Origin of the sequence: Kocuria dechangensis (genome assembly GCF_014636775.1) — a bacterium.
In the GTDB taxonomy this organism is placed as follows: Bacteria; Actinomycetota; Actinomycetes; order Actinomycetales; family Micrococcaceae; genus Kocuria; species Kocuria dechangensis.
In genome coordinates, this window is sequence record NZ_BMEQ01000009.1 from 133,804 (window position 1) to 139,803 (window position 6,000).

Annotated in this window: 8 protein-coding genes; 1 reads left to right on the forward strand and 7 read right to left on the reverse strand. The window is 74.5% G+C overall.

Annotated elements, in window-relative coordinates:
- Positions 1-102: 102 nt before the first annotated feature.
- Positions 103-1,224, reverse strand: coding sequence for a peptide chain release factor 2 (prfB, locus tag IEW07_RS10445; protein WP_188536933.1), 1,122 nt, complete (start codon positions 1,222-1,224; stop codon positions 103-105).
- 87 nt (positions 1,225-1,311) lie between these two features.
- On the opposite strand from prfB, the gene IEW07_RS10450 reads away from it, so the two are divergent.
- Positions 1,312-2,472, forward strand: coding sequence for a glucose-1-phosphate adenylyltransferase family protein (locus IEW07_RS10450; RefSeq protein ID WP_188536935.1), 1,161 nt, complete (start codon positions 1,312-1,314; stop codon positions 2,470-2,472).
- A gap of 21 nt (positions 2,473-2,493) precedes the next feature.
- On the opposite strand, the gene IEW07_RS10455 is transcribed toward IEW07_RS10450, so the two are convergent.
- The 6 genes from IEW07_RS10455 to IEW07_RS10480 are packed head-to-tail and all read right to left on the reverse strand — an operon-like array spanning position 2,494 to position 5,915.
- Positions 2,494-2,994, reverse strand: a complete 501-nt coding sequence (locus IEW07_RS10455; protein WP_188536937.1) for a pilus assembly protein TadG-related protein — start codon at positions 2,992-2,994, stop codon at positions 2,494-2,496.
- The gene (locus IEW07_RS10460; protein ID WP_188536939.1) at positions 2,991-3,425 is read right to left on the reverse strand and encodes a hypothetical protein; all 435 of its coding nucleotides are present in this window, start codon (positions 3,423-3,425) and stop codon (positions 2,991-2,993) included. Before IEW07_RS10460 ends, IEW07_RS10455 begins: the two co-directional genes overlap by 4 nt.
- Complete coding sequence (locus tag IEW07_RS10465) at positions 3,406-3,837, reverse strand: TadE/TadG family type IV pilus assembly protein (protein ID WP_308738226.1); 432 nt, start codon at positions 3,835-3,837, stop codon at positions 3,406-3,408. The genes IEW07_RS10460 and IEW07_RS10465 overlap by 20 nt, the downstream gene beginning before the upstream one ends.
- A gap of 2 nt (positions 3,838-3,839) precedes the next feature.
- Positions 3,840-4,058: a hypothetical protein gene (locus IEW07_RS10470; protein WP_188536941.1), complete on the reverse strand. Its 219-nt coding sequence runs from the start codon at positions 4,056-4,058 to the stop codon at positions 3,840-3,842.
- A gap of 58 nt (positions 4,059-4,116) precedes the next feature.
- Positions 4,117-5,061, reverse strand: coding sequence for a type II secretion system F family protein (locus IEW07_RS10475; protein WP_188536944.1), 945 nt, complete (start codon positions 5,059-5,061; stop codon positions 4,117-4,119).
- Positions 5,058-5,915, reverse strand: coding sequence for a type II secretion system F family protein (locus tag IEW07_RS10480; protein WP_188536946.1), 858 nt, complete (start codon positions 5,913-5,915; stop codon positions 5,058-5,060). Before IEW07_RS10480 ends, IEW07_RS10475 begins: the two co-directional genes overlap by 4 nt.
- Positions 5,916-6,000: the final 85 nt, after the last annotated feature.

Consider the following 6,000-nt stretch of genomic DNA (forward strand, 5'->3'; position numbering starts at 1 on the left):
GCGCGGCGGGGACTCGGCCCGCGGCGCGGCCCGGAACGCCGAGACCGGGTGCGCCCCGCGGGGCGCACCCGGTCTCGGCGGACGGGAGGGGAGACTGTCGGCTCAGGCCTCGGCGACGGCGTGGCGCTGGTCGGCCCGCCATCGGATCCCGGCATCGATGAAGCCGTCGATCGCGCCGTCGAAGATCGCGGAGGGGTTGCCCTCCTCGTGGTTGGTGCGCAGGTCCTTGACCATCTGGTACGGGTTCAGGACGTAGGAGCGCATCTGGTCGCCCCAGGACGCCTTGACGTCCCCGGCCAGTTCCTTCTTCTTGGCGTCCTGCTCCTGCTGGCGCACCAGCAGCAGGCGGGACTGGAGGACGCGCAGCGCGGCGGCGCGGTTCTGGAGCTGGGACTTCTCGTTCTGCATCGACACGACGATGCCCGTGGGGATGTGGGTCATGCGCACCGCGGAGTCGGTCGTGTTCACGGACTGGCCGCCGGGGCCCGAGGACCGGAAGACGTCGACCTTGATCTCGGACTCGGGGATCTCGATGGAGTCGTCCTGCTCGATGAGCGGGATGACCTCCACGGCCGCGAACGAGGTCTGGCGACGGCCCTGGTTGTCGAACGGCGAGATGCGCACGAGCCGGTGGGTGCCCGCCTCCACGGAGAGGGTGCCGAAGGCGTAGGGGGCCTTGATCTCGAAGGTCGCGGACTTCAGGCCTGCCTCCTCCGCGTAGGACGTGTCGAGGACGGAGGTCGCGTAGCCGTGGCGCTCCGCCCAGCGCAGGTACATGCGCATGAGCATCTCCGCGAAGTCGGCGGCGTCCACGCCGCCGGCGCCGGAGCGGATGGTGACCACGGCCTCGCGCTCGTCGTACTCCCCCGCCAGCAGGGTCTGGATCTCCAGCTCGGAGAGGGCCTTCTTCACCTCGTTGAGCTCCTCGACCGCGAGCTCGAGGGTCTCGGGGTCGTCCTCCTCGTCGGCGAGCTGGACCATGATCTCGATGTCGTCGATCCGCCCGTGGAGCTTCTCGAGCCGTTCGAGCGCCGACTGCTTGTGGGAGAGCCGGGAGGTGATCTTCTGCGCCGCGGCGGGGTCGTCCCACAGATCGGGGGCGACCGCCTGCTCGGAGAGCGCGGCGATGTCCCTCTTGAGCGCGTCGACGTCGCTCACCGCCTCGATGGAGGCAAAGGTGGAGCGCAGTGCGGAGAGTTCGGCCGGGAAATCAAGGGACGCCATGAAAACCAAGATTACTCCACCGGGGCAAATCGGCCCCGGCCCGCCCCCCGGCCTCTGGCAGGATGGGTCCGAGAGAAAGGACGCACGATGCGCATTCCCCGGATCCTCGCGCTCGTCCTGGCCGGCGGCAAGGGCTCCCGGCTCGGCGCGCTGACGGAGAAGAAGGTGAAGCCGGCCCTTCCCGTGGCGGGCACCTACCGGCTCATCGACGTCTCGATGTCCAACCTCATGCACTCGCACATCTCCGACGTCTGGGTGGTCCAGCAGTACCTCCCCCACAGCCTCAACCAGCACCTGGCCAACGGCCGGCCCTGGGACCTGGACCGCTCCCACGGCGGCCTCCAGGTCCTGCCCCCGTACGAGGGCGCGGAGGGCGAGGGCTTCGCGGAGGGCAACGCCGACTCGATCTACCGGCAGAAGGAGCTGATCCGCGGGTTCGCCCCGGACCTCGTGCTGGTGCTCAGCGCCGACCACCTCTACACGCTCAACTTCCTGGACGTGGTCGACACCCACCTCGAGCGCGGCGCCGACCTCACGATGGTCACCACGGTCGTCGACGAGGACGCCTCCCGCTACGGCGTGGTCCAGGCCGACGACGACGGGCGCGTCACCCGCTTCGACTACAAGCCCGACCGGCCGGAGGGGCACCTGGTCACGGCCGAGATGTTCCTCTACGACGCCGAGAGGCTGCTCGAGGCCCTGGACGTCCTGCACGAGCAGGAGGGCCGGCTCGAGGACTACGGCAACGACCTCGTCCCGTGGTTCGTCGCGCACCGGGCCGTGGTGGAGCACCGCCTCGAGGGGTACTGGATGGACATGGGCACCCTGCAGTCCTACTGGACGGCCCACATGCAGCTGCTCGACGGCGACGGCGCGGAGCTCGACCGCCCCGACTGGCCGATCCTCTCCGCGCAGCCGCAGCTGCTGCCCGCGCGCGTCGCCGGCAGTGCGGAGATCCGCCGCTCCATGGTCGCCGCGGGCTCCCGGATCCGCGGCGCCGTGGAGCACTCGGTGGTCGGCCCGGGCGTGGTGGTCGAGGAGGGTGCGACCGTGCGCAACTGCGTGCTGCTGGACCGCGTGCGCGTCGGCCCGGGGGTGGTGCTGGAGAACGTGATCGCCGACGTGGGGGCGGAGGTCACCGAGGGCGAGCACGGCGCCGCGGGCGCGGTCACCCTCGTCGACGACACGGGAGCGGTCTCGGCCACGGAGGAGCTCGACCGCGGTGCGGTGCTGCCGCGGGGCTTCTGAGGGCACTCTCCTCCCGGCGGTCTATCTCCCCAGCTGCGCGCGGGCCTCGCTCGTCGCGGCGACGGGGATGCCGTCCGGCACCATCAGGTTGACGACCGGCGGGTGCACGACGGCGGTGAGCGTCACCTGCGCCGTCCTGCCGTCCGGGGTGCCCGTGGGCGCGCCCAGCGCCAGGCCCGGGGTGTCCGCCCACGCCCCGACCGTGTCGAGGTAGCTCGTGGCGGCGCCGGCCACGGCGTCGTCGTCGAGGACCGTGGCCGGCGGTGCCCCGCCCGTCCCGGGACGCAGCTCCACGAAGGTGTCGGCGGCCGCGAGCGCGGCGTTGTCGGCGAGCACCTGCAGCTTCCGCTCCCCCAGGTACACGGCCGTGACGCCCATGACCACCACGGTCAGCAGCAGGGAGACCACGGCGAAGCCGATCACGAGGATCGTGACCTGGCCGGCGTCCTGCTCCCCGGGTTCCAGTGGCCCGTCCAGCCGGGCGCCCGGCGGACGGGCCCCGTCCTGCGCGGCCCGTCTCATCCGTAGCGCCCCACCACGACCGTGGCCGAGGACGTCAGCTCCGCGACGTCCAGGTCGGTGAACCCGGGCACCAGGGGCAGCGGCACCTCCAGCGTCCCGTGCACGGTCGCCACCGCCCCGGGGGTGCCGCACGTCCCGTCGGAGCACGTCAGCCCGATCGTCAGGGCCTCCGGCCCGAAGCCCTGGTCCGCGACGGCCAGCTGCGCCGCCGCGGTCAGGCCCTCCTCGGAGACCTCGCCGGGCTCGGCCTGGGCCAGCACCTGGGAGGCCTGCTGCGCCGCCGCGACCACCGCGAACGCCCCGGCCTGCACCTGGGCGACCGTGAGCACGAAGTAGACGACCGGGACCAGCAGCAGCGTGCCGAGCGCCACGAACTCGACGACGGCGCTGCCCTCGTCCACGGCGTCCGCCTCACGGCCCGAGGACCGCATGGCCGCGCACCTCCAGCGACGTGGGCGGGCCGAGGAGGGCGACGACGGGCAGCGGGGCGACCACGCGGACCTCCAGAGCCCGGACCTCCCCCACCGTGACCGGGGCCGCGGTGACGTCCTGGGCGTAGGCGGGCCCGAGGGCGTCCGCCACGATCTGCCGGGTCCGCTCGACGCCCTCCGCCGGGGACCGGTCGGCGAGCGTGCCGTACCGGGCGCCGGCGGCCGCGGCGTCCACCAGGGTGTTGCGCACGTGCAGGGCGAGGGCGAGCTGGACGGTCCCCGCGAAGACGAGGGCGACGAGTCCGGCCACCATGACGTACTCGACCACGGCGTTGCCACGGTCGGCGGCCCCGCCCCGGGCGACGGGCCGGCTCCGGAGGCGCCGCAGCAGCCCGTGGATCCGGGAGCGCACGCTCAGTTCTGGCTCACCCGCCCGATCGCGTCCCGGAAGAGCCCCTCCAGGGCGGGCTGCGCGACGAGCAGGAGCCCGGCCACGAGGACCGCGGACATGAGCGTGATCATGACCCAGCCGGGGACGTCCCCGCGGTCCGGGTCGCCGGAGGACAGGCGGGCGAGCAGGCGGGACAGGGCGAGCGCGGCCAGCAGGCCCGCGTACCGGGCACGGTTCTTCATGACGGGTGTCCTTTCCTGGTGGGGCGCGACCGGGGGCCCGGCCGCGCGGGGGTCCGGGTCAGAACCCGAGCTCGAGCACCGCGAGCCCCGGGTAGACGGCGAAGACGACGGTGAGCGGGAGGACGCAGAACACCAGGGGCATCATCATGGCGATCTCCTTGCGCCCGGCGGCCTCCATGAGCTCCCGCTTGTCGTTGTCCCGGACGTCCTGCGCCTGGGCGCGCAGGACGTCCGCCAGCGGCGTGCCGCGCTCGATCGCGACGACGATGCCGTCCACGAACCGGCCCACCGGCGCCAGCGGCGTGCGGGCGGCGAAGTCCTGCAGCGCGTGGACGAGGCCCGCCCCGGAGCGGGTCTGGGCGAGCACCTGCCGGAACTCCGCGGTGAGCTCGCCCTCCGCGACCCGGCAGACCCGCTCCAGGGACCCGACGGCGCTCTCACCGGCGCCGACGGACAGCGCCATCAGCTCCGCCACGGCGGGGAACTCCGCGAGCATCCGGCGCTCGCGGGCCCGGATCCGCCGGCCCAGCAGGTGGTCGCGCAGCAGCCAGCCGGCGGTCGCCGCGGACGCCGCCGCGAGGACCACACCGCCGGTGCCCGTGCCGAGCCGGACCATGCCGCCGGCGCCCAGCAGCACCCCGAGCAGCAGCCCGCCCGTGGCGCACAGCAGCTGCTCGGCGCGGAAGTCCGCGACGGTGGTCGCGGTGCCCGCGCGCACCAGCCGCTTCTCCAGGGCGGCGGAGGGCGAGGACCGGCGGACGGCCCGGTGCGCGAGGTCGCGGGCGAGGGGCAGGAGGACCCCGGTGACGGGGTCGGCCGGGGCGGGGTGCCGCCGGGTCCCGCGGGCGAGGAGCGCGGACTCCACCTCCACGGAACGCAGCTGCGGCGCGATCCGGTCGGCGAAGGTGGGCCCTGCCGCCACGCGGACCGCCGCGAGCACCAGCCACAGCCCGGCGGCGAGGACCAGGCCCAGGAGCGCCAGGAGGGCGGGCGGGACGCTCATTGCAGCACCCGCTCCGGCTCCGGGAGCGCGCCGAGCCGCAGCATGAGGCGGTAGGCGACGACCGAGACCAGCAGACCGCCGAGCAGCACCACGGCGCCGGCGGCGCTGTCGTAGGCGCGGATCGCCGCCGGCTGCGTGGCCATGAGCAGCAGGACGATCCAGGGCGCGGCCACGGCCAGCCGGGCGGCGTTGACGGTCCAGGACTGCCGGGCCTCGAGCTCGCCGCGGGTGCGGGCGTTCTCGCGCAGGAACTCCGAGAGCGTCCCGAGGAGCCGGCCCAGGTCCGTGCCGCCGACCTCCCGCGTGACCCGCAGGGCCTCGACGATGTTGTCCGCGACGGGGTCGGCGAGCCGGTCCTTGAGCAGCGTCAGCGCGGCCTGCAGCTGCCCGGACGCGCGGTAGTCGGCCGCGAACTGGGCGAAGGCGGGCCGCACGGGCTCCGGCCCACGGTACTGCAGCTGCACGAGGGCCTCGGGCAGGGACAGCCCGGCCCGGATCGCCGAGCGGAGGTGGTCCACGACGTCGGGCCACACCTCCCGCATGAGCGCCGTGCGGCTCCGGGCCCGGTGCCGCACGGCCGCCAGCGGCAGCCAGCCGCCCAGGAGGGCGGCGCACAGCCCGAAGGTCGCCGCGCCGCTGGCCGCCGCGACCAGCAGGCCGGACAGGACGCCCGTCGCGCAGCACGCCCCGACCAGTGCGCCCGGGCCGATCTGGGACAGCCCGGCGCGCGCGAGCGTCTCCCGCAGCCGGCCGGGCCGCCGGGCCCGGGCCGGGCGCGGCGAGCCGTCGGTCCAGAACGACCACCAGACCAGGAACACGCCCGCGCCCAGCAGGACGCCGAGGACGGCGCTCACGGAGCGCCCCCGGGCTCCTCGGCCGGCTCCAGCAGCTCCCGCACCCGGTGCCCGGCGCGCTCGAACTTCCAGGCCGACGGCGCCT